Consider the following 19,979-nt stretch of genomic DNA (forward strand, 5'->3'; position numbering starts at 1 on the left):
CACAGAGGAAGACGACGCCGTCGCCAAACCTGACAGCCGTCGCAAAAACTTGCTCTTATCGTCGTCTAATCTTCCGACATGACGTAGCGATCGAGGCCTTGTCGCGTCAGCTTGTAGCCATGCAGGCGCGCGATCGCGGCCAGGGCGTTTTCAGGCTGGCCATAGGCGAAACGCCCGCTGACCAGAGCCTGCCCCATGCCGCTCTTGGTCAGTTCGACCTTGACGCCGGTAGCGCGATTCAAGTCGTCGATCACGCTAAGCAGGCTGGCTTCGTCCAATTCCAGCCACCCCTGTGTCCAGGCAGGCAGCGCCGTTTCGTCGTCAGCCCAATCAAGAACGACGTGCTGAACGGCGCCCTTGAGAACCCGCACCCTCTCACCGGCCTTGGCGCGTGTAACCGATCCCCTTTTCGAGGCCACTTCGACCACGCCTTCCAGCACGGCCACCTCGACCAGGGGACCGTCAGGCGTATCATGCTGCTCGACGTTGAAGCGGGTGCCGACTGCAGTGACGCGGACATCGCCCGCATCGACAGTGAACGGGCGGTTCTTGTCCGCCGCCACCTCGAAGAATCCCTCTCCCTTGAGATGAAGCGCGCGCGCGCGCCGACGCAGATCTGCACGAACCTCGCTGGTCCCGTTCAGGCGAACGGTTGACCCGTCGCCGAGTGTGATCGCCTCGACCCGACCCTGCTCGCCCCGAATCCGTTCTCCCCGCGGCATCGCATCGACAAGGACTAGGCACGCCAGACTCGCCGCGACAAGGCCCGAGGCGGTGACCCAGGGAAAAAGCGGAGCGCGCCTGACCGGGCTCCCGGCCTCACCTTGTCTAGACACGCGCTTGGCCGCCAACAGCATGGCGGGATCGGCAAGCAGTCGCTCGTGGCGCTCAAGCAGTACCTGACGATCCGGCCGGCCGGACAGCCACGCCTCAAACGCCTCCTGTTGCGACGGCGCCAGCCCCCCTGCAAGACGCGCATCGGCCCATAAGGCCGCCGCGCGGTCGTCCGTCCGATTGCTCCGTTCAGTCGACATGCCGGTCCTCCACGGCTTGCCGCAGCATCCGCGCGGCTCGGCTGTAGTGTTTCTGGACGGCCTCGGTCGACAACTTCAGATCTCGCGCAATGACGTCATAGGCCTGTTCCTCGACCCTTCGCCGGATGAAAACCTCTCGACGGAGCTTGGGCATGGCCTCCAGCGCTACCTGAAAGAGGTGAAGACGCTCAGTCATGTCTAGCGCCTCCAGGGGCGTCGCGGCCGCATCGATAGGCGTGTCTCCGCTGTCGAGATCATCCAACGAGACGGGCGGCCGTGTCGCGCGTCTCTTGTCAATCAGGATGTTTCTAGCCGCCCGCATTGCATAGGAAAGAGGATCCGCGATCAGCGAATCCCGCGCACGCGACAGCACCCTGGTCATCGCTTCCTGAACGACGTCTTCCGCATCGACGGCAGAGCGCAGGCGGCGTCGAACATATGTGAGGAGCGTGCGGTTATGCGCGACAAGCGCGCGCCCAACCTCCTGCTCATGACTGACCACGCGCGTCTTCCCCGAAAACAAGGCCCCCCTCTAGAAGCGTTGCGTTACGAGAACCCCGAAGTTTCGTGTCAGTTTGCCGAAGGGCGATCGTGAGAGCTCGCATGGCGGGCGAGTTTGGTTAAGCTCCGCCCTTAAAGTGACGATTGCCTGTTAATCACGCAGCATCCTCCCTCGCCCGACCAGGTAGGTCAGCAACGCGCCGATACTGCTGAAAAGTCGGCGAGCCCGCCGTGGTCGGCCCATTTGGCCCAATCTGGCGACGCCGCGAAAACTAGGCGATTGATTTCGTTGGGGCAGGACTTCACGCGCCGCTCGCATTCTGCGCCGTTCGAGCCGCTACCTGACTTTTTCAACAGGATCCGCCAGGAGCGGACTCTGGCACGGATGCTGAAAGCAGACATTGGATCCACACGCGTGTTGCCTCCGATGTGCGACGTGGAGCGGAGGCCGCGTAACCCTATTGCAGAGGATAGCGGAAGGCCGCCATGCTGGTTGCTTCGGACAGTTTGTCGGGATTGCGGGTTATGAAGATCGAGACTATGCGGCCGTTCTCGATCTCCAGGGCCGTAGTCTGGAGCGCGCCGTCGCGTTCGTAGCTGACATAGCCGGGCAGGCCGTCGATCCGAACCCATTCGACCAGCACCGGCGGCTCGCGGGTGAGCTTGCGGAACAGGCCCCCGAATAGGCGAACGACATGGTCCAGCCCGACGATGGGGCGCAGCCAGGCATTGGACTTGCCGCCGCCGTCCGCGGTCAGGACCACCGCATCGGCCAGCAGGACGCGCAGGCCGGCAAGGTCGCCTTGGTTTGTGGCGGCGTAGAAGGCGCGTGCGATGCGATCGCCCTCCTCGCGGCTGACCGGATAGCGGGGTCGAGCGTCCCGGACATGTTTGCGCGCACGGGCCGCCAACTGGCGGACGGCGGCGGCGTCGCGATCCAGCGTCCGGGCCACCTCTCCCAAGGGCGTGCCGAACACGTCGTGCAGCAGGAAGGCCGCACGCTCTAGAGGCGACAATCGCTCGAGCGCCATCATCAGGGACAGGGTCAGGTCATCGAGGGCCGGAGCTGTTTCCTCGGGTTCGAAGATCGGTTCGGGCAGCCAGTTGCCGACATAGGCCTCGCGCCGCGCCCGCGCTGACTTGAGGTTGTCGAGGCAGAGACGGGTCACGGTACGGGCCAGAAAGGCGGCGGGCTGCTCGACCGTGTCGGCATCGACCCGGCGCCAGCGCAGCCAAGCGTCCTGGACGATGTCCTCGGACTCGGACGACGACCCCAGCATGCGATAGGCCAGCCGCAACAGCCGGGGGCGGTGCTGTTCAAAGGCCTCGGTCGAGGGATCAGTCAGTGTCATCAAGCCGCTGTTCTTTCCGACAGGAGACCTTCGTACACCATCGCGGCGCGAACGGCGGGTCGTGTCCGCATCCGGTCGCGCATCGCCATCAGGGCCGCAGGCGCCTCGATGCCGAACCGTTCGGCCCAGAGGAGCATGACGAACAGATAGAAGTCCGCCACGCTCGGTCGATGCCCAAACAGATAGTCGCCGCGCATGTCGGCGGCGGGCAGGGCCAGAAGGGCGGTGACCTTCGCCGCCGCCTTCGCTTTTTCGTCCGCCGAGCCGCCGTGCCACATCGGCTTGAAGGCGTGGTGGATCTCGGTGGTGATGTAGGTCAGCACTTCAAGCGTGCGCGTCCGGCCCAACGGTCCATCGGCGGACAGGTCGGGCGCCGCTGTCGCGATCCAGTCGAGGACCGCGACATTCTCGGTGACGATCTGGTCGTCGTCGAGCACCAGGACCGGCACATAGCCCTTGGCGCTGACCTCGTGGAAATCGCGGCCGGTCTCGGTGCGATGAGTCTTCAGGTCGACCCGTTCGAGGTCGAAGGTGAACCCTGCTTCGCGCAGGGCTATGTGATCGGCGAGGCTGCACGCCAGCGGGCTGTAGTAGAGTTTCATGGCTTCGATCCTGATGCTGGGGGTGGGTCAGTCGGCGCTAATGGCGTTGCGCAACCAGTCGTCCAGCGTGATCTTGCCAATGCGCGGGTTGGGGCCGGGCGTCAGGGAGGCGTCATCGATCACCGAACCGAAGTACAGGCCGTCGGGTTCGGCCACGATGGTGCGGCGATCCTCCTGGGCCGCCAGGTATTCCCGGGCGAAGGCGTCCATGCGGATGGCTTCGGGTCCGGCGATCTCGACCGTGTCGTTGAGCGGCGCGGCCAGGACCAGTTCGATCAGGGCCTCGACCACGTCCTCGGCCGCCACCGGCTGGACCATGGCGGAGGACAGATGGACCTCGTCGCCGACACTGCCCGACTGTATGATGCCGGTTACGAACGGGAAGAACTGGGTCGAGCGCAGGAGGGTCCAGGGCACGGGCGAGGCCTTGATCAGGTCTTCCTGCGCCAGCTTTGCGCGGAAATAGCCGCTGGATTGCAGCCGGTTGGTGCCGACAACCGACAGGGCGACGTGGTGCGCGACCCCGGCGGCCTGTTCGGCGGCCAGAAGGTTGGTCCCCGACGTGCGGAAGAAGTCGAGCGCCGCATCGGCCTCGAACGAGGGGGAGTTGGCTACGTCGATGACCGCCTGGGCGCCGGTCAGGACCTCGGCCAGGCCTTCGCCGGTCAAGGTGTTGACGCCGGTGTTGGGCGAGGCGGCGATCGCCTCGTGCCCTAGGGCCTTGAGGCCCGAAACGACTTTGGCCCCGATCAGGCCGGTGCCGCCGATCACAACGATTTTCATGTCTGTCTCCGGGATCGCACCGGACTTCGCCATCGAAGCCCCGGTCGACCTTCGAAGCGAAGACGAGACAGGGTCGGCGGATGTGACATCCCGCACGAAGATTATTTCTTAGTCCCGCAGTCGGCGAACGTCAGGTCAGCCTTGCGTCTCCGACAGCCCGGATGCGCCAGTAGCGGAACTTGGCTTCACCGCTGAACGACGACCTTCGGGCCGCGATGCGGCGCTTCCATCAGGTCGCGCTTCCCCAGGTTGCGGCCAGTTCCGCCGTGTCGCGCGCAGGCGACCGGCCGAAGAAGCGACTGTATTCGCGGCTGAACTGCGACGGGCTTTCATAGCCGACACGGCCGGAGACCGCCGACGCGCTCAGGGCCTCGGTGATCATCAGGCGGCGGGCGTGCATCAGCCGGATGGTCTTCTGGAACTGCAGCGGGCTCATGTTGGTCACCGCCTTGAACTGGCGATGGAAGGCCGAGACGCTCATCGCCACCCGGTCCGCCAAGACCTCGATTCGCAAGGGCGCGGTGAAGTTCTCGCGTATCCACAGGATGGCGGCGTGGATGCGCGACAGGCCGGACTCGGGCGTGGCGATGTCGCGCAGCATCCAGCCCTGCGGGCCCTGCAGGACGCGGTACAGGATCTCGCGCTCATAGGCGGGCGCCAGCACGGGGATGTCCTCCGGGTTCTTCATCAGGCGAAGCAACCGAACCCATCCATCGAGCAGTTCCGGCGTGACTGCGGCGACAGAGAAGCCCCGACTATTGGACCGCCCGGCGGAAACCGGGGCGGAGCCGAGGATGCCGGCGATGATCCCGGGATCGAGTGTTAGGCTGACAGCCAGATAGGGCTCGCCGTTCCCGGACGGATGGACGCTGCCGACCGCCGGAAGATCGACGGACATGACGAAATAGGTTGCCGGATCGTAGTGCAGAGTCCGATCACCGACGGTCATCGACTTCGATCCCCGCAGGATGAGGTTGATCATAGGATCGTACAGGGCAGCGAGGTCGTGTTCGGGGATCTTCCCCTGAACCATGGCGAGGCGTGGAATGCCCGTCTCGGTCCGCCGGTTCTCGGCGTGGGCGGCCAGACGGCGCAGTTCCTCAAGGGCGGTTTCCATCTCGCAGTCCTGCGCGCGAGAGGCGTGGCCCGCAAGCGAAAAGCAGGATCAGGCAAGACTGGAGCAGGATCGCGTAAAGCCCTCCGGTTCCTCGGGGCCTACCTCTCTGGTCATCAACGACACGGAGCGAGGCCATGGACATCGTCATCATCACCGGGGGCAGCCGCGGTCTCGGCCGCAGCGCCGCCCTGCAATGCGCCCGCCGCGGCATGGGGGTCATCCTCACCTACAACAGCCATCCGTCCGGCGCCGAGGCCGTTGTGGCCGAGATCGAGCAGGCGGGCGGCAAGGCCGTCGCCCTGGCGCTGGATGTGGGCCAGACCTCGACCTTCGGAACCTTCCGCGATCAGGTCGCCAAAGCCCTCGAACAAGTCTGGGGCCGCGGCGACTTCAACTATCTCGTCAACAACGCCGGCTACGGTCTGTTTGAACCGATCGCCACGGTCACCGAGGACCAGTTCGACGGCCTGTTCAACGTCCACCTGAAGGGCCCCTTCTTCCTGACCCAGACCCTGCTGCCGTTGATCAAGAACAGCGGGGCGATCGTGAACATGACCAGCGCCACCACCCGCGTCGCCACGGCGGGGGTGGCGCCCTACGCCGCCTTCAAGGGCGGGCTAGAAGTGCTGACCCGCTACATGGCCAAGGAGTTCGGCGAGCGCGGCATCCGCGCAAACTCCATCGCGCCCGGCGCCATTCGCACCGATCTGGGCGGCGGGCTGAACGATAAGTTCGAGGCCATGCTGGCGGCCCAGACCGCGCTCGGCCGTGTTGGCGAGCCTGACGACGTCGGCCGCGTCGTCGCCAGTTTGCTGTCGGAGGATGGCGGCTGGATCAACGCCCAGAACGTCGAAGTCGGCGGCGGCTACATCATCTGATCGGACCTGAATCATGCTCGACCACGTCTTCATCTCCGTCAGCGACCTGACGCGATCCATCGCCTTTTATACCGCCGCCCTGGCCCCGCTCGGCATCCACGACCGCGTCGACTACGACGGCGCCGACGGCCCGCTCGGACATCCCGACCTCAAGGGCTTCGGCAATGGCGGCAAGATCTTCTTCTGGCTCAGGCCCGGCGTGGTCGAGGGCCGCGCAGCCCATGTCGGCTTCGTCGCCAACAGTCGGGCCGAGGTGGACGCCGCCTATGCCGCCGCGATCGCCGCCGGCGCGACCGACAACGGACCGCCCGCCGCCCGTCTCTACTACGACCCCCGATACTACGCCGCGAACGTCCTGGACCCCGATGGGTACAGCCTCGAGTTCGTCTACAAGAATTGGCAACACTGACCATGAAGACCCTGATGATCTATGGCGCGGCGGGCTACACCGGGCGCATGGCGACCGAGCACGCCAAGGCTGCTGGACTGAACATAATCGTCGCCGGACGGGCGCAGGATCCGGTCGCTGACCTGGCCGCAGAACTCGGGCTGCCGGGCAGGACCTTTTCCGTCGATGACCCCGCCGCCATAGCGGCCGACCTTGAAGGCGTAGACGTCCTTCTGAACTGCGCCGGACCGTTCATGCGGACGGCCGAGCCCCTGATGCGCGCCGCTATCGCTGCGGGCGTCCACTATCTCGACTTCGCAGCCGAGCTCGACAGCTACCGGCTGGCGGAGGCGCTGGACGCGGAGGCCACAGCGGCCGGCGTCATGTTGTTGCCGGGCAGCGGCGGCAGCGTCGCCATGCTGGGATCGCTGGCAAGCCATGCCGTCGCCCGCGTCGCCGATCCCCTCAAGGTCAGCATCGCACTTCACGTCACCGGCGCGATGTCGCGTGGCTCGGCGATCAGCGCCACCGAGAACCTGACCACCGAGACCCTGGCCCGGGTCGATGGAAGACTGGTCAACCGCGGCGCCGCGGACATCCGTCCGTTCGATTTCGGCCTGGGCGAGGTGGACTGTTTCCCGCTGACCCTGCCCGACCTGATCACGATCTGGCGGACGACCGGTGCCCCCAACGTCGAGACCTTCGTCCATGTCTCCGGTGACGCCTTCCCTGAAGGCGACCTGAAGGCGCTGCCAGCGGGGCCGAACGCCCAACAGCGCGACGCCAACCGCTATCAGGCGGCGGTCGTGGTGACGGGGGCCGACGGGACCGTCGCCCGGTCGATCCTCGACACCGTCAACGGTTACAGCTTCACGGCCCTTGCGGCGGCCGAGGCTTCGCGCCGGGTGTTGGGCGGCGAGGTCCGTCCCGGCTTCCAGACACCCGCCGGCCTGTTCGGCGCCGGCTTCGCCGAGACCATCGCCGACACCACGATCACTGACATCCACGACGATCCCCGTCATCCGGGCTGAACAGGAGAGCCATCATGCAAGCGCTGGAAGTGACCACCTTCAAGCTCCGCTCAGGCCTCACGGTCGGAGATTTCATCGTCGCCAACGCCGACGTCGACGCCTGGCTGCTAAAACAGACCGGCTTCGTCTCCCGCAGGATCGCCGAGCGCGACGACGGCGTCATCATGGACACCCTGATCTGGGCAAGTGTCCGGGACGGGGAAGACGGCGCCGCACGACTTATGACGGAACTGGCGGACTCGCCGGTCCACGCCGCGATCGACCAGCGCACCGTCGATTGGACCGTGTCCCCGATCCACCACGTCATCGGTCGCTGACGGGCGGGGTGGATCATGGACCGGCTCTCGACACTGCAGCTCTTTGTTCGTGTCCTCGAACTCGGCAGCTTTACCCGGACGGCCGGTGAACTGGGTCTCGGCCAGTCCGCGGTCTCCAAACAGGTAGCGGGGCTCGAAGCCAGGCTTGGCACGCAACTCTTGGAGCGAGGCTCCAAAGGGCTGCGTGCGACCGCTGCGGGCCAGGATCTCTACGAGTCCGCCGTGCGCCTTCTCGGCGAACTGGAAGAGACGGAGAGCCGCGTCCGCAGTCACGGCCACCAGCCTTCCGGGGTCGTTCGTGTCGCGACGCCGCCGGCTCTGGGCCGGATGTATATCATTCCCAATCTGCCGCCCTTCCTGGCGCGGTATCCGGAGATCGTCGTCGAATTCTCCGTCGGAGATCGGCGCGTCGATCTGGTGAAGGAGGGCGCCGATGTGGCGCTGCGTGTGGGAGATCTTCCGGCTTCGAACCTTTCCGCCCGCCGCATCGGCAGTCTCCAGATGATCAGCGTCGCCACGCCCGCCTATCTGGCCCGGCATGGCGCGCCGTCCAACCTCAGCGACCTTGCGAACCACCGGCTCATCGCAGGTCAGATCGACGGCGCGCTCCTTCCATGGACGTTCAGCGGTGAAGGTGGGGCAGTCTCCCTGACGCCATCGGCCGTGGTGCGCTCCAACGACGGCGAGGATCTCAGAGCGTCGGTCCTGGCCGGTATCGGAATCGGATATGGGCCAACCGCCCTGTTCGGCTCGGACCTCACGGAGGGCAAGATTGTGCAGGTTCTGGAGAGCTACGCCCCACCGGCCGTCCCTATCCATGCCGTCAGTTCCGGCGGTCGAAAGATGGCTCATAGGATGCGGGTGTTCGTCGATCATCTCGCCGCCACCTTCGCGGCCGAGCCTCGTCTGCGCCGAGGCTGAGGCGTCTATTCCTCGCTGGAATAGCCGGTATTCCCAAGGCGGCCCTACCTGAACCGGCGCCACCCCATACTTCCAAATCGCCTTCACGCAAGGCTGTCTCAGTTCAGGAACCCGCTCATGTCATCCACCGACCTCGACCCCGTCCAGATCGCCGCCGCCGCCGACCGCCTCGCCGTGGTGGAGGCCCTCTATCGTTTCGCCGCCGGCGTGGATCGTCGTGACTGGGACATGTTCGCCTCGGCCATCGCCGAGACCGTCGTCTCCGATTTCGGCCCCGCGTCGGCCAAGGCCGGCTTTCACTACCCGGTGATCGAAGGGCGTGAAAATCTTGTCGCCGCTCTTTCGGGCTCACTCGCCCCGTTCGACACCTCCCATTCGGTCAGCAATCCGCTGGTGACGATCAACGGCGACACGGCTCGCCTCGATGCCCTGGTCGAAGCGCAACATGTCCCCAGGAACGACCCGTCGCGCCACTATCTGATGAAGAATCGCTATGACGTCGAACTGGCGCGTCAGGGCGACGGCTGGGTCATCACGCGCAACACGGTCGACAATATCTGGCGCTCGGGCGACGTCACCGTGATGGCGGGCGTTTGACCGTGAACAGGTCACAGCCCTTGCCCGACGGCGTCATCATCGAGACCTTCGAATCCGTTGTCTGGAAGGATTTTCCGAACGCGCCCGGCGTCCAGTACGTCGATGTCGAGGGCAGCATCACCAGTGCGGGCCCCTTCCTCGCCCGCGTGCGGTTCCCGGGAGGGACAGACACCGTACCCCACGCTCACAATGCCCCATTCGTCGATCGAAACACCGTGATCTCCGGCACGCTCTGGGTCGGGATCGGCGAGACCTTCGACCGGTCCAAGGGTGTCGCCGTGCCGCCTGGCGGGGTGGTCGTGATTCCACCCGGCGTGCCTCACTTCGCCTGGGCCGACGAAGACACGGTCGTTCATGTCCACGGGGAAGGGCCGTGGCTCCCGGGATAGCAAGCCTCAGCTGGTCGCTCAGGAACCATCTCGGTGAACCTCGCCGCCGGATTGGAGTCTCGTGTCCGTCGACGCGAGGAAGTCCCATCCTGGCGCGAAGCCGCCATCGTGCGACAATACCCGGCTCAGGGAGGCTCATCGTAGGAGGTGGCTATGCGCCAGCCCGACCTATTCCGTCTGCCACTTAAACCTTGGAACTCTGGCCGCAGGATCGGGCCGAAGTCTCCGCTCATCCGACAGCAGCTCAAAACCGCAGGCCGAGTTCGAGATTTGGCGATGTTCAACTGCGCACGCACTGGACGCCAAGCTTCGCGGTTGCGACTTGGTAAAGCTGCGTCTCGGTGACGTCGCCCACGGAAGAACGATCCGACATTGATCGACGATGGTCCAGCAGAAGACTGGACGACCTGTACCGCTCGAAATCACCGAGCCGACGCGCGAGGCGTTGTCGGCATGGCTGGATCGGCGAGGTCGTATTATTGGCGATTGGCTCTTTCCGAGCCGAAGCCGTCCCGGCAAGCATATCGGTACGTGGCAATATGCACGGCTCGTCGACCAATGTGTCACAATGATCGACCTTGATGCGTCGTCTTACGGAACGCACAGTATGCGGCGGACCAAGGTCGCGATGATCTACAAGAAGACCGGAAACCTCAGGGCGTGCCAACTTCTCCTCGGCCACGGCAAGCTGGAGAGCACAGTCCGCTACCTCGGCGTCGAGGTCGATGACGCCCTCGAGCTTTCTGAGCAGATTGACCTCTAGCGAATGTGCGGGCCCGGAAACGGGCTCGCTACCGCGGCTTCGCGCCAATAGCGGCCATTCACCGTTGGCCAAGAACACGACATTCCGCGTCGGTGCTTTCGTAGGCGCGCCCGCTTCCCCGGGCATCGGCGTTACCGATCCTCAGATCCGCACCCATTAGAGATCTGCAATTCCCACATGTCGCCTCGACCAACATTCAATTTTGCGGGACAGTGTTCATCGAACTAAAGAGGACGACCGATGATCGCTGCTTTGGCCTTCGGCGCCGTTTTGATCGCGGCTCCAGCTCAGGATGACAAACCCGTGGTCAGGTCGGCGGCCGACCTGCCACCGACGACATTCAGCCTGGAGAGTTCGCCGAGCGCGGCCTTCCTCGACGAGGCGTTCATGAGCGAGACTGTTCCCGCGTTACGGGCAGAGGCCGAGCGCGTGCTGGAAACCTATGAGATTGAAGATCCGGCTGTGCTTCAGCGCCTTCGGTATGGTCTGGCGTCGATCGCGATTCTGCAGGACCGGCCGGCGGACGCGACCGCATTGATAGCGGCCCAGAGGGCCGCCGAAACAAAACCTCAGCTCAAGGCCATTGGCTTTCTGCTGGGCGATGCGATCGCCGCGAGCCGTCGTGCGGCCGAAGCAGACCGCTGTACGGTCGCCGTTGATCGCATCACCACATTGCTCGCCCAGGCTCGTCCGGATGTCGTGCGTGAGGAAGTGCTGGTCCGTTACGGCCGGATCCAGGTCGCCAGTCGGGGCTATTACGCTGGAACGGCGATGGGCGCGCTGGACCCGATCTACGAAGCCCGGGGATCCATCAACCTCATCCAGGGGATGGTCCTGGCGACCTGGCGGATGGAAACTCTGACGCTGCCGCCGTGCCGCGAGCCGGTCGCCAACGTCCTGTCCGCCTGGATAGACGCGCCCGAGCATCAGCCCGTGGAGGTCTGGAGCGAGCGCGAACCGGCAGCCGCCGCGTTTGCAGGCGCCACACCGGTGACCGTGGCCATCTGGGACAGCGGCTTTGACACCAACCTGTTCGCCGATCGACTGGCGATCGATCCCGCCGAGCCGCTGGACGGCATAGATAACGACGGCAACGGCGTCGTGGACGATGTCCATGGACCGACGTTCGACTACCGGCTGGAGCCGACGCCCTTCCCGTTTCCAACCTTGTCCGACTTCCTGGCTCCCCGCCTCGGACTTCAGCTGGCGATCGACAAGGGCGAACGCGATCTCGGCTACGGTCTGGATACGCAGGAGGCACGCCTGTTTGCGCAGCGAGCCCGCGACGGATCCACGGCCGATCAGGGCGACGATTTTGATGGCTCTGTGGAGAATGGCGGCCGGGGTCACGGCACCGCGGTCGCTAGCATCGTGGCCCGGGATGCGCCCTGGGTCAGACTGTACAATGTCTACGCCCTACCGTGGGGCGAAAGACCCCGGCGCATGCCCTACTCCGAGCCGGAAGTGGCGCGCTGGGTCGCCCTGATGCCGGCCATCACCGAGCGGATGCGCGGGGCGGGGGTTCGGATTGTCAACATGAGCTGGGAGGTGGACGCCCCCGGGTTCGCCGACGCCTTGCTGGAGACAGGTCTCGAAAGCGATCCGGACCGGGCGCGCGTGCGCGGGCAAGCGATGTACGATCAGGTCGCGCCGGTGCTGCGCGCGGTGATCGAAGCCAGCCCGAACATCCTGTTCGTGACCGGTGCGGGCAACAGCAACCAGTCCGACGAAATCCTCAGCGCCGTTCCGCAGACGCTGCGCCTGCCGAACGTCATCGTCGCTGGAGCGACCGGAGGCAGCGGAAGGGCCACGGCCTTCACCACCTTCGGAGACAGCGTCGACCTCTATGCTCTGGGTGAGAACATCCCGATCTTAGCCCCGGGCGGAATGACAATGAGGGGCCAAGGCACCTCTTTTGCGTCGCCCGTCGTCGCCCGTGCGGCGGCTGCCATGCTGGCGGTCAACCCGACGCTTACTGCTACGCAGCTCGTAGAGGGGTTGAAGGACACCGCTACCGATGGCGAAGACGGCTTGAGGCTGTTGCATGTGGGCCAAGCGGTGAACTGGGCGAGGGCGCAGCCACGTTGACGGCAGCAGCAAAGGGCTGAATTGCGTCAACAGCGGACTCCGGGACTGCGTCGATAAGCTGACATTCAGCCTTTGCCGCCACGCCCTTCGCCGTCTCCGACGATCAGACCTCGATCCGAACCGATGGCGTCGTATTGGGGAATATCGGCTCTATCAGAGCACGCCCGTCCGCATCGACGGGCGTGCGCATACCGTAGGCGTTGACCGGCTGTGCGCGGTTCACCCACAGAGCATAGTGCAGGTGATCCGCTTTCGGATCGTCGGTGTTGGGGTGGATAAGGATGGTCAGGCCCAGGCTGTTCAACTGCAGCCAAGGGACGATCACCGGCAACTGCTCCGGCAGGAAACCGAAGTAATAGGACGGGGTCACGTGAGGGCCGCGCGGCTCCAGGTTCCAGTTACCCAGTTCTACGGTGAATCGCTCGGCGGACCACCGGCGCAACAGAGCGGCTTTCTCGTAGGTGTCCTCGTCGAAATAGACATGGGCATGATAGCTCTTGATCGCCGTATACGGTCTTGGCCGGTCGGGCAGGACCTGCTCGTCGGGCCTCACGGACGTCGGCCTTGGGGTCGGCTCGCCCACGGTTTCGTAGCCCCACGGGCTTCGACCGCTCGCCGGGGCCGGCGTAATCACCGCAAGCGTTTCCGTGCGGGGGACGGTCGAGACGCTTGCGGACGTCCCTGAATCGGCGCGTGCCGGGCTGCCGGCGCCGAGCGCCATTAAACCGGCCGCCACCCCCGTTCCTGTGAGCAGACCGCGTCGGCCGGGAGAGACAAGATCAGCCCAGGCCTGATCGGGTTCGACATCATGGGGCATCCGGGAGTCCTGAGGTGTCGCTATCGCTCTCGCGAACGAAGCTGCCGATGAACTGGAAACTAGGTCGGGGCGACGACCTGGGAGCCCCGATCGGAGCGACGATCTGTCTGCGAGCCAAGGGATTGCCCACGGGCCGTGGCCGGATCCGGAACGCCCAGGCGGCAACCGCCCCGGAGGCGGCGTCGGTCGAGGCCAGGGTGGCGATGGAGACGCCGCTGTCCGACAGATGAATTTTCAAACGCATCGGTCGCGCCTTTCATCCTGCGCCAGGTTCGCGCGGTCCGCAAAAAGGCCGCGCCGCGGATACGACGCGGCCTTAGTTGGGAGAACGCCCCGCGTCGGTCGATGCGGGAAGGCGTTCCTACCGCCAAGCCTGCGGCTTCGCACCCAAGATTTTCTTGTTTATGAAATAGTTTTTCTCATACTTGAAGTTCCAAAAATGTCCGGATTTATCCGATTACAGCAGGGCAGATCGTTGTGAGGCTCAGATAGATTTCCTATTTGCATGGCGTGTATTTCTCCTTTGCCCAAAGCCGTGATCTTCGGGCCATCTCTGATCTTGCAACTGCGAAACGGCGCGTCGGGACGCCGGTGCAACAGGGACTTCGGGGACAGTCGATGGGGAAGATTACGGGCCTGCGGGCCGCATTGGCGTCCGGCGCCGCTCTGACGGTTCTGGCCGGGGCCGCGCCGTCGCTCGCCCAGGAAAGCCATCAGGTCGAGGACATCGTCGTCACCGGCCGGCGGACCTCCGACGCCACCATCGCCATCGGCACGGATCAGGTGTCGAACACCATCTCCATCACCCGCGACGCCCTGCTGTCAGCGCCCGCCGGCGTCTCGGGCCTGAAGATGCTGGAGGGACTGCCGGGCTTTAACGTCCAAGCCAATGACGCCCTCGGCCTGTACGAGTTCGGCAACTCCGTCTCGGTGCGCGCCTTCAACTTCCAGCAGATCGGCTTCGTGCTGGACGGCGCGCCGACGGGCCGGTCCGATCAGTTCGGCGGCAGCCCGATCTTCCGCTATGTCGAGAACGAGAACCTGGCGCGGGTCACCGCGTCACAGGGCGCGGGCGACGTCACCCAGCCCAGCTATGCCTCGCTCGGCCCCATCGTCCAGTATGTGACGATCGACCCGGCCGGGACCTTCGGCGTCACCACCACCTTGACCGCCGGCAGCGACAATCTGAAGCGCGGCTTCGTGCGGGTCGACACGGGCGAATACGGCGGGGTCTCCGCCTACGCCAGCTACTCCGACTTTTCCGCCGACCTGTGGCGCGGGCCCGGCGACATCAACCGCCAGCACGCCGAGGGCAAGCTGCGCTACCGGGCCGACAGCGGCGCCGAAATCGGCTTCGGCGTCGTCTGGAACGACTATTTCGACTATGACGCCCCGGCCATCACCAAGGCCCAGTATGGCGGATCGGCGGGCGACGCCTTCGGCCGCAGCGGGCGGGACTTCGCCTATCTCGGCTATGTACCCGTCCTGGCCCAGACCACGCCCGGCGTGGTCTATTCGAACCCGCTCTACAACCAGTATTTCAAACAGGCGATCAACAGCCGGACCGACACCCTGTACCGGCTGTCGGGCGCCCTGCCCGTCGGCGAGAATGTCCGGCTGGAGGCCACGGCCTACTATGAGGACAAGGAGGGCTACGGCGTCTCCCCCGAGGCCTATGTAACCTCCCTGGCCAGCTACAACGCCCAGCGACTGATCCTGACCGGTCTGGTCGCGCCGCGCGGCCTGCAATACGGTCTCTCGACGGTGGATGGCGAGCGCTCCGGCCTGGTGGCGCGGGCCGTCTGGGACCTGGGCGTGCACCGCGTCACCGGCGGGGTCTGGCTCGAGACCGACGACTATCACCGCACCCAGGCGCGCTACAATCAGGTGGACGGAAGCCCCGACGGCGCGGCCCTGTTCAACGAGCCGGTCCACCGCCAGCGCGACTTGGTCTCCACCCGCGAGACGCGCCAGCTGTTCGTGCAGGACGTCATCAGCCTGCTGGAAGACCGGCTGAAGGTCGAACTGGGCGTCAAGGCGCTCGACATCGACTACGAGATCAGCGGCTACCGAAACCCGGCCGACTACATCAATCGGCGCCAGCCGACGATCTCCGACAACTGGTCCGACAGCTTCCTGCCCAATGTCGGTCTGGTGTGGAACGCGACCCGCACGGAACAGGTCTTCGCCTCCTACGCCGAGAACCTAGCCCTGCCGCGCGGCGCCGACGACGTCTATGCGCTGGCCAGCCCCACGGCGGTCACGCCAGAGGCTGAAATCTCGAAAAACTGGGAAATCGGGGTGCGCACCAACCGCCCGACCTTCAACGCCGCCCTGGCCCTCTACAAGACCGTCTTCGACAACCGGCTCCAGTCCTTCGCCCTGACCGTGCCGGGCAGCGCGACCACCGAGACCTTCTTCCAGAACGTCGGCGAGGTCGAGGCGCACGGGGCCGAGTTCAGCGGGGTCTGGAAGCCGGAATGGGCGGGCGGAAAGGCCTATTTCAACGCCAACGCCAGCTACAACGTCGTCGAATTCAAGGACGACATCCCCGGCTTCACCCCCGTCACCGGAGCGCCGCTTGTCATTTCCGGCAACACCGTACCTGACAGTCCCGAGTGGATCATCCAAGGCGGGGTGACAGTCGAGCCGACCTCATGGATCGTGGCCAACGTCTCGGCCCGCCACATCGGCGAACGCTTCTCCAACTTCACCAACACCGAGCGGACGCGCGCCTACACGATCGTCAACGCCTACATCGATTTCGGCGGCGAGGACTGGTCGGTAGGGCCGGCGAAGGATTTGAAGCTCCGCCTCAACGTCGACAACCTGCTGGACGAGGACTACCTCGGCACCATCACCACGACGGTGAACACGGCCGCGACCTTCCGTCCGGGTCCGCCGCGCACGGTGCAGGTGTCGCTGACGGCGAGCTTCTGATGCGCCGGATCGTACGCGCGGCCCTGGCCGCCGCCCTGTCGACGGTCGCCCTGCCGGTGAAGGCCCAGGAAGCGGCCGCCGTCGCACCGGATGTCCGAGGCCTTCACGAACGTCTGCTGGTGCTCGACACCCACCTCGACACCCCGGCCAACTTCGCCAGACCGGGGTGGAGCATCCTCGACCGGCATAGCGCGACGGAGGATTTCTCGCAGGTCGACTATCCCCGACTGGTGGAGGGCGGCCTCGACGGCGGCTGGTGGGTCATCTACTCGCCACAGGGCCCGCTGACGCCAGAGGCGACGGCCGCCTCCCTCCGCACCGCGCAGGAACGGCTGCGGCTGATCCGGGCCCTAGCGACCGATCATCCCGACAAGTTCGAACTGGCCCTGACCTCGGCGGATGCAGCCCGCATCGCGGCCGCGGGCAACCGGGTGGTCTATGTCTCGATCGAGAACGCCTACCCGCTGACCGGGCATCCGGAACAGCTTGAGACCTTCCATGACCAGGGCCTGCGGATGGTCAGCCTGGTTCATTTCGCCAACAATGATCTGGCGGATTCAGCCACAGACGCCGCCGGACCGAAATGGCATGGGATCAGTCCCGAGGGCCGTCGGCTTGTGGCCGAGGCCAACCGGCTGGGCGTCGTCGTCGACGCCTCCCACGCCTCGGACGATGTCTTCGACCAGTTGATCGCCTATTCGGCCACGCCGATCATCCTGTCCCACTCCGGTCCGCGCGATGTCTTCGACCATCCCCGCAACGTCAGCGACGAGCGGCTTCGTCGTCTGGCCGCCTCTGGCGGGGTCATCCAGATCAACGCCCTCGGCGCCTATCTGAAGGCGCTGCCGGAAAACCCGGAACGGCAGGCGGCGCTGACCGCCCTGAGGGACGAGTTCGGCCCTTCGGCCCGGCGCTCACCCGCCCAGGCGACCGCCTATGTCGAGCGTCTGCGCGAACTGAACCGTCGCCTCCCGCCACCCCAGGCGGAGTTCGAGGACTTCATCGGCCACCTCCTGCACGCCCTGGCCGTGATCGGCCCGCGTCACGTCGGCATCGGCGCCGATTGGGACGGCGGCGGCGGGGTGGTCGGGCTGAACGATGTCGCCGCCCTGCCCCGAGTCACCGAGCGCCTGCTGGCCGAAGGCTATTCGCCCGCCGACCTCGCCGACATCTGGTCCGGCAACGCCCTGCGTCTGCTTCGGCTCGCAGAGGACCACGCCGCCGCCCTGCGCGCCCCACCGTCCGCTCCCTGACCTTTTTCCGACCTCCCAACCCAAGGACACCTCCCGTGACCCATCGCTTCCTCGCCGGCGTCGCCTCCGCCGCCCTCCTCCTGATCGCAGGTCAGGCCGCAGCCCAGACGGCGACGGCCCAGGCCACGGACGCCGCCGCCGTCCATCGCCGCGCCCTCGTGCTCGACGGCCATGCGGACATCCTCCTGCCCTCCACGCCGCAGCGCTACCACCTGCCGGGCGGCGGCTCCCGCGCCGATCTAAATCACCTAACTCGCGGCGGAGTGGACGCCATCGTCCTGTCCCTGGCCGTCGGGCCCGGACCGCGCGACGCCGCCGGCGCCGCCGCCGCCCGCGCCGAGGTGGACGAAAAACTGGCCAGGATCCGCGCGTTCGCCGCCGACAATCCCGCCCGGGTCGGCATCGCCCTCAGCGCCGACGACGTCACCCGTCTGGCCGGAGAGGGCAAGGTGGCCGTCATCATCGGCTTCCAGAACGCCCGTTCTCTGGGCGACGACCTGAGCCAGATCGACGCCCTGTATCGAGACGGCGTCCGGGTCTTCGCCTTCAACCACGCCGGCCACAACAGCTGGTCGGATTCCTCGCGACCCGGGGAGGCGCCGCCCGCCGAACACAACGGCCTTTCGCCGATCGGTCGTCAGGCGGTCGCGCGGCTGAATGATCTGGGCGTGCTGATCGACGTGTCGCAGCTGTCGAGCGACGCCCTGCTCCAGACCCTGCAGCTGACCCGGGTTCCGGTGGCGGCGACCCATTCCAATGTGCGCGCCCTGATCGACAACACCCGCAATCTGTCCGACGCCGAACTGGACGCGATCAAGGCCAATGGCGGCGTGGTCCAGGTCACGCCGTTCAACTCATACCTTGTCGTTCCCGACGCCGCCGCGCGCGAGAAGATCGCGGCCGTCCGCGTCCAGCACGGCTTGTCGGCCGCCTTCGCCGCCGCCAACGACGGCTACGGAACCCTGACGGGCGCGCCCCAACAGGCCTTCCTCGACGATCTGGCGCCCCTGCTGCCCCGGGCGACCGTCAGCCACTATGTCGATCACATCGAATACATCGCCAAACGGATCGGCTGGGAGCATGTCGGCATCGGCACCGACTTCAACCACGGGGCGGGCATCACCGGCTTCGACAGCGAGGCCGACGCCGCCAACGTCACCGCCGAACTGCTGAAGCGCGGCTACACCGAGGCACAGATCGACGCCATCTGGAGCGGCAACTTCCTTCGGGTTCTGAAGTCGGCGGAGGCAGCGCGCCGGGGCTAGCATCCTATCTAGAATCTGGCCGTCGCCGACATGACGGCGGCGTCCAGGATCATCGGCCGAATTCTGATGGTCTGCTACACAGCAGGACACGCACAAGCGGACGTTCCCAAAGTCAAAAATGAGTCATACCTGTGCATTCGACAACTGAACGACGCTTGCTCGAAAGCGGACATCGCCAAAGACCGCGTTTGAGTCAGAATCGTATGCCGGGGACGACTGTTCGGCGCACCCCGACGGAAACTATGCGCAGATCAGCATTTGAACACGCGGCATTTCCGGCCAGTTTTTGGCCAGCGCGCCAACACTGCAGCAAGCTAAGTTATTGAAAGAAATGGTGGACGCGACAGGGATTGAACCTGTGACCCCCTCGATGTCAACGAGGTGCTCTCCCGCTGAGCTACGCATCCGCCGTAGGGCTCCGAAAAAGCGGTTCGGAGCGGGAAGAGCGGTCGTATAGCGGCGCGGCCTGTCGGCATCAAGCCGATTTCACGGCAAGAAAGAGATTTCTCGAAAACCGCCGTCGGGTCAGCCGCTCAGGCGGCGACCATGCGCTCGACCTCGTTGACCAGGTCGCGCAGATGGACGGGCTTGGACAGGACCTTGGCGTCGGGCGTGGCCTGGGCGGCGGTCAGGGCCACGGCGGCGAAACCGGTGATGAACATGATGCGCAGGCCCGGCTGACGGGCGGCGGCGACGCGCGCCACCTCGATGCCGTCCGCGCCCGGCATGACGATGTCGGTCAGCAACAGGTCGTAGGGGCCGTGCTCCAGGGCGTCGATGGCGTCGTCACCGTTCTCGCAGTCGATGACCTGATGGCCCGCCCGCTCCAGCGCGCGCGTCAGAAATCCGCGCAACGAACCGTCGTCTTCGGCCAGGAGGATACGCGCCATTCGAGAAACACCTTTGAAACAGGCGACCAGACTAGGGGCGCAACGGTAAACCG

The 19,979-nt window shown here is 65.6% G+C and carries 20 protein-coding genes and 1 tRNA gene; 12 read left to right on the forward strand and 9 right to left on the reverse strand.

Features of this window, described 5'->3' with window-relative positions:
* Window positions 1-65: 65 nt before the first annotated feature.
* From ACZZZD_RS08060 to ACZZZD_RS08085, 6 genes are all read right to left on the reverse strand, one after another.
* Window positions 66-1,034, reverse strand: coding sequence for a FecR family protein (locus ACZZZD_RS08060; protein ID WP_463434127.1), 969 nt, complete (start codon window positions 1,032-1,034; stop codon window positions 66-68).
* Entirely contained in the window at window positions 1,024-1,557 is a 534-nt protein-coding gene (locus tag ACZZZD_RS08065; RefSeq protein ID WP_463434129.1) for an RNA polymerase sigma factor, read from the reverse strand. The genes ACZZZD_RS08060 and ACZZZD_RS08065 overlap by 11 nt, the downstream gene beginning before the upstream one ends.
* Window positions 1,558-1,993: 436 nt before the next feature.
* Complete coding sequence (locus ACZZZD_RS08070; protein ID WP_463434131.1) at window positions 1,994-2,887, reverse strand: sigma-70 family RNA polymerase sigma factor; 894 nt, start codon at window positions 2,885-2,887, stop codon at window positions 1,994-1,996.
* Complete coding sequence (locus ACZZZD_RS08075; protein ID WP_463434132.1) at window positions 2,887-3,489, reverse strand: glutathione binding-like protein; 603 nt, start codon at window positions 3,487-3,489, stop codon at window positions 2,887-2,889. The genes ACZZZD_RS08070 and ACZZZD_RS08075 overlap by 1 nt, the downstream gene beginning before the upstream one ends.
* A 27-nt stretch (window positions 3,490-3,516) precedes the next feature.
* On the reverse strand, window positions 3,517-4,272 hold the full coding sequence (locus ACZZZD_RS08080; RefSeq protein ID WP_463434133.1) for an SDR family oxidoreductase: 756 nt from the start codon (window positions 4,270-4,272) through the stop codon (window positions 3,517-3,519).
* 229 nt (window positions 4,273-4,501) lie between these two features.
* Window positions 4,502-5,389 (reverse strand): AraC family transcriptional regulator, encoded by an 888-nt coding sequence (locus ACZZZD_RS08085; protein ID WP_463434134.1) that lies wholly within the window; start codon window positions 5,387-5,389, stop codon window positions 4,502-4,504.
* A gap of 134 nt (window positions 5,390-5,523) precedes the next feature.
* Between ACZZZD_RS08085 and ACZZZD_RS08090 the strand changes: the two genes are divergently transcribed.
* From ACZZZD_RS08090 to ACZZZD_RS08130, 9 genes are all read left to right on the forward strand, one after another.
* Window positions 5,524-6,267, forward strand: a complete 744-nt coding sequence (locus tag ACZZZD_RS08090; protein ID WP_463434136.1) for an SDR family NAD(P)-dependent oxidoreductase — start codon at window positions 5,524-5,526, stop codon at window positions 6,265-6,267.
* A gap of 13 nt (window positions 6,268-6,280) precedes the next feature.
* Window positions 6,281-6,676, forward strand: coding sequence for a VOC family protein (locus ACZZZD_RS08095; protein ID WP_463434137.1), 396 nt, complete (start codon window positions 6,281-6,283; stop codon window positions 6,674-6,676).
* Window positions 6,677-6,678: 2 nt separating this feature from the next.
* A complete protein-coding gene (locus tag ACZZZD_RS08100; protein WP_463434138.1) occupies window positions 6,679-7,686 on the forward strand; it encodes a saccharopine dehydrogenase family protein in 1,008 nt (335 codons plus the stop codon).
* A 14-nt stretch (window positions 7,687-7,700) separates the two neighbouring features.
* Window positions 7,701-8,003, forward strand: a complete 303-nt coding sequence (locus ACZZZD_RS08105) for a hypothetical protein (RefSeq protein ID WP_463434140.1) — start codon at window positions 7,701-7,703, stop codon at window positions 8,001-8,003.
* Between the two features lie 15 nt (window positions 8,004-8,018).
* Window positions 8,019-8,924 (forward strand): LysR family transcriptional regulator, encoded by a 906-nt coding sequence (locus ACZZZD_RS08110; RefSeq protein WP_463434141.1) that lies wholly within the window; start codon window positions 8,019-8,021, stop codon window positions 8,922-8,924.
* Between the two features lie 117 nt (window positions 8,925-9,041).
* Window positions 9,042-9,521 (forward strand): nuclear transport factor 2 family protein, encoded by a 480-nt coding sequence (locus ACZZZD_RS08115; RefSeq protein WP_463434142.1) that lies wholly within the window; start codon window positions 9,042-9,044, stop codon window positions 9,519-9,521.
* Window positions 9,522-9,541: 20 nt separating this feature from the next.
* Entirely contained in the window at window positions 9,542-9,910 is a 369-nt protein-coding gene (locus ACZZZD_RS08120) for a cupin domain-containing protein (protein WP_463434143.1), read from the forward strand.
* Between the two features lie 382 nt (window positions 9,911-10,292).
* The gene (locus tag ACZZZD_RS08125) at window positions 10,293-10,673 is read left to right on the forward strand and encodes a tyrosine-type recombinase/integrase (protein WP_463434144.1); all 381 of its coding nucleotides are present in this window, start codon (window positions 10,293-10,295) and stop codon (window positions 10,671-10,673) included.
* A gap of 240 nt (window positions 10,674-10,913) precedes the next feature.
* A complete protein-coding gene (locus tag ACZZZD_RS08130) occupies window positions 10,914-12,761 on the forward strand; it encodes a S8 family serine peptidase (RefSeq protein ID WP_463434145.1) in 1,848 nt (615 codons plus the stop codon).
* Between the two features lie 103 nt (window positions 12,762-12,864).
* Here ACZZZD_RS08130 and ACZZZD_RS08135 read toward each other — a convergent pair whose 3' ends face one another.
* The gene (locus tag ACZZZD_RS08135; RefSeq protein ID WP_463434147.1) at window positions 12,865-13,314 is read right to left on the reverse strand and encodes a DOPA 4,5-dioxygenase family protein; all 450 of its coding nucleotides are present in this window, start codon (window positions 13,312-13,314) and stop codon (window positions 12,865-12,867) included.
* An 882-nt stretch (window positions 13,315-14,196) separates the two neighbouring features.
* Between ACZZZD_RS08135 and ACZZZD_RS08140 the strand changes: the two genes are divergently transcribed.
* The 3 genes from ACZZZD_RS08140 to ACZZZD_RS08150 are packed head-to-tail and all read left to right on the forward strand — an operon-like array spanning window position 14,197 to window position 19,036.
* On the forward strand, window positions 14,197-16,518 hold the full coding sequence (locus tag ACZZZD_RS08140) for a TonB-dependent receptor (RefSeq protein ID WP_463434149.1): 2,322 nt from the start codon (window positions 14,197-14,199) through the stop codon (window positions 16,516-16,518).
* Window positions 16,518-17,771 carry a dipeptidase gene (locus ACZZZD_RS08145; RefSeq protein ID WP_463434150.1) on the forward strand — a complete coding sequence of 418 codons (1,254 nt, stop codon included), beginning with the start codon at window positions 16,518-16,520 and terminating at the stop codon, window positions 17,769-17,771. Before ACZZZD_RS08140 ends, ACZZZD_RS08145 begins: the two co-directional genes overlap by 1 nt.
* Before the next feature lie 35 nt (window positions 17,772-17,806).
* Window positions 17,807-19,036 (forward strand): dipeptidase, encoded by a 1,230-nt coding sequence (locus ACZZZD_RS08150; protein WP_463434152.1) that lies wholly within the window; start codon window positions 17,807-17,809, stop codon window positions 19,034-19,036.
* Window positions 19,037-19,368: 332 nt separating this feature from the next.
* Here the strand turns inward: ACZZZD_RS08150 and ACZZZD_RS08155 are convergent.
* A tRNA-Val gene (locus tag ACZZZD_RS08155) sits at window positions 19,369-19,443 on the reverse strand.
* A gap of 126 nt (window positions 19,444-19,569) precedes the next feature.
* Entirely contained in the window at window positions 19,570-19,926 is a 357-nt protein-coding gene (cpdR, locus tag ACZZZD_RS08160) for a cell cycle two-component system response regulator CpdR (RefSeq protein ID WP_017506825.1), read from the reverse strand.
* Window positions 19,927-19,979: the final 53 nt, after the last annotated feature.

This window comes from Brevundimonas sp. AC546 (assembly GCF_979258305.1).

Excerpts from the sequence above, each read along its gene's own strand:
- ACZZZD_RS08060 (WP_463434127.1), bottom strand. The coding sequence starts at position 1,034 with ATGTCGACTGAACGGAGCAATCGGACGGACGACCGCGCGGCGGCCTTA.
- ACZZZD_RS08070 (WP_463434131.1), bottom strand. The coding sequence starts at position 2,887 with ATGACACTGACTGATCCCTCGACCGAGGCCTTTGAACAGCACCGCCCC.
- ACZZZD_RS08075 (WP_463434132.1), bottom strand. The coding sequence starts at position 3,489 with ATGAAACTCTACTACAGCCCGCTGGCGTGCAGCCTCGCCGATCACATA.
- ACZZZD_RS08080 (WP_463434133.1), bottom strand. The coding sequence starts at position 4,272 with ATGAAAATCGTTGTGATCGGCGGCACCGGCCTGATCGGGGCCAAAGTC.
- ACZZZD_RS08085 (WP_463434134.1), bottom strand. The coding sequence starts at position 5,389 with ATGGAAACCGCCCTTGAGGAACTGCGCCGTCTGGCCGCCCACGCCGAG.
- ACZZZD_RS08090 (WP_463434136.1), top strand. The coding sequence starts at position 5,524 with ATGGACATCGTCATCATCACCGGGGGCAGCCGCGGTCTCGGCCGCAGC.
- ACZZZD_RS08095 (WP_463434137.1), top strand. The coding sequence starts at position 6,281 with ATGCTCGACCACGTCTTCATCTCCGTCAGCGACCTGACGCGATCCATC.
- ACZZZD_RS08100 (WP_463434138.1), top strand. The coding sequence starts at position 6,679 with ATGAAGACCCTGATGATCTATGGCGCGGCGGGCTACACCGGGCGCATG.
- ACZZZD_RS08105 (WP_463434140.1), top strand. The coding sequence starts at position 7,701 with ATGCAAGCGCTGGAAGTGACCACCTTCAAGCTCCGCTCAGGCCTCACG.
- ACZZZD_RS08110 (WP_463434141.1), top strand. The coding sequence starts at position 8,019 with ATGGACCGGCTCTCGACACTGCAGCTCTTTGTTCGTGTCCTCGAACTC.
- ACZZZD_RS08115 (WP_463434142.1), top strand. The coding sequence starts at position 9,042 with ATGTCATCCACCGACCTCGACCCCGTCCAGATCGCCGCCGCCGCCGAC.
- ACZZZD_RS08125 (WP_463434144.1), top strand. The coding sequence starts at position 10,293 with ATGGTCCAGCAGAAGACTGGACGACCTGTACCGCTCGAAATCACCGAG.
- ACZZZD_RS08130 (WP_463434145.1), top strand. The coding sequence starts at position 10,914 with ATGATCGCTGCTTTGGCCTTCGGCGCCGTTTTGATCGCGGCTCCAGCT.
- ACZZZD_RS08140 (WP_463434149.1), top strand. The coding sequence starts at position 14,197 with ATGGGGAAGATTACGGGCCTGCGGGCCGCATTGGCGTCCGGCGCCGCT.
- ACZZZD_RS08145 (WP_463434150.1), top strand. The coding sequence starts at position 16,518 with ATGCGCCGGATCGTACGCGCGGCCCTGGCCGCCGCCCTGTCGACGGTC.
- cpdR (WP_017506825.1), bottom strand. The coding sequence starts at position 19,926 with ATGGCGCGTATCCTCCTGGCCGAAGACGACGGTTCGTTGCGCGGATTT.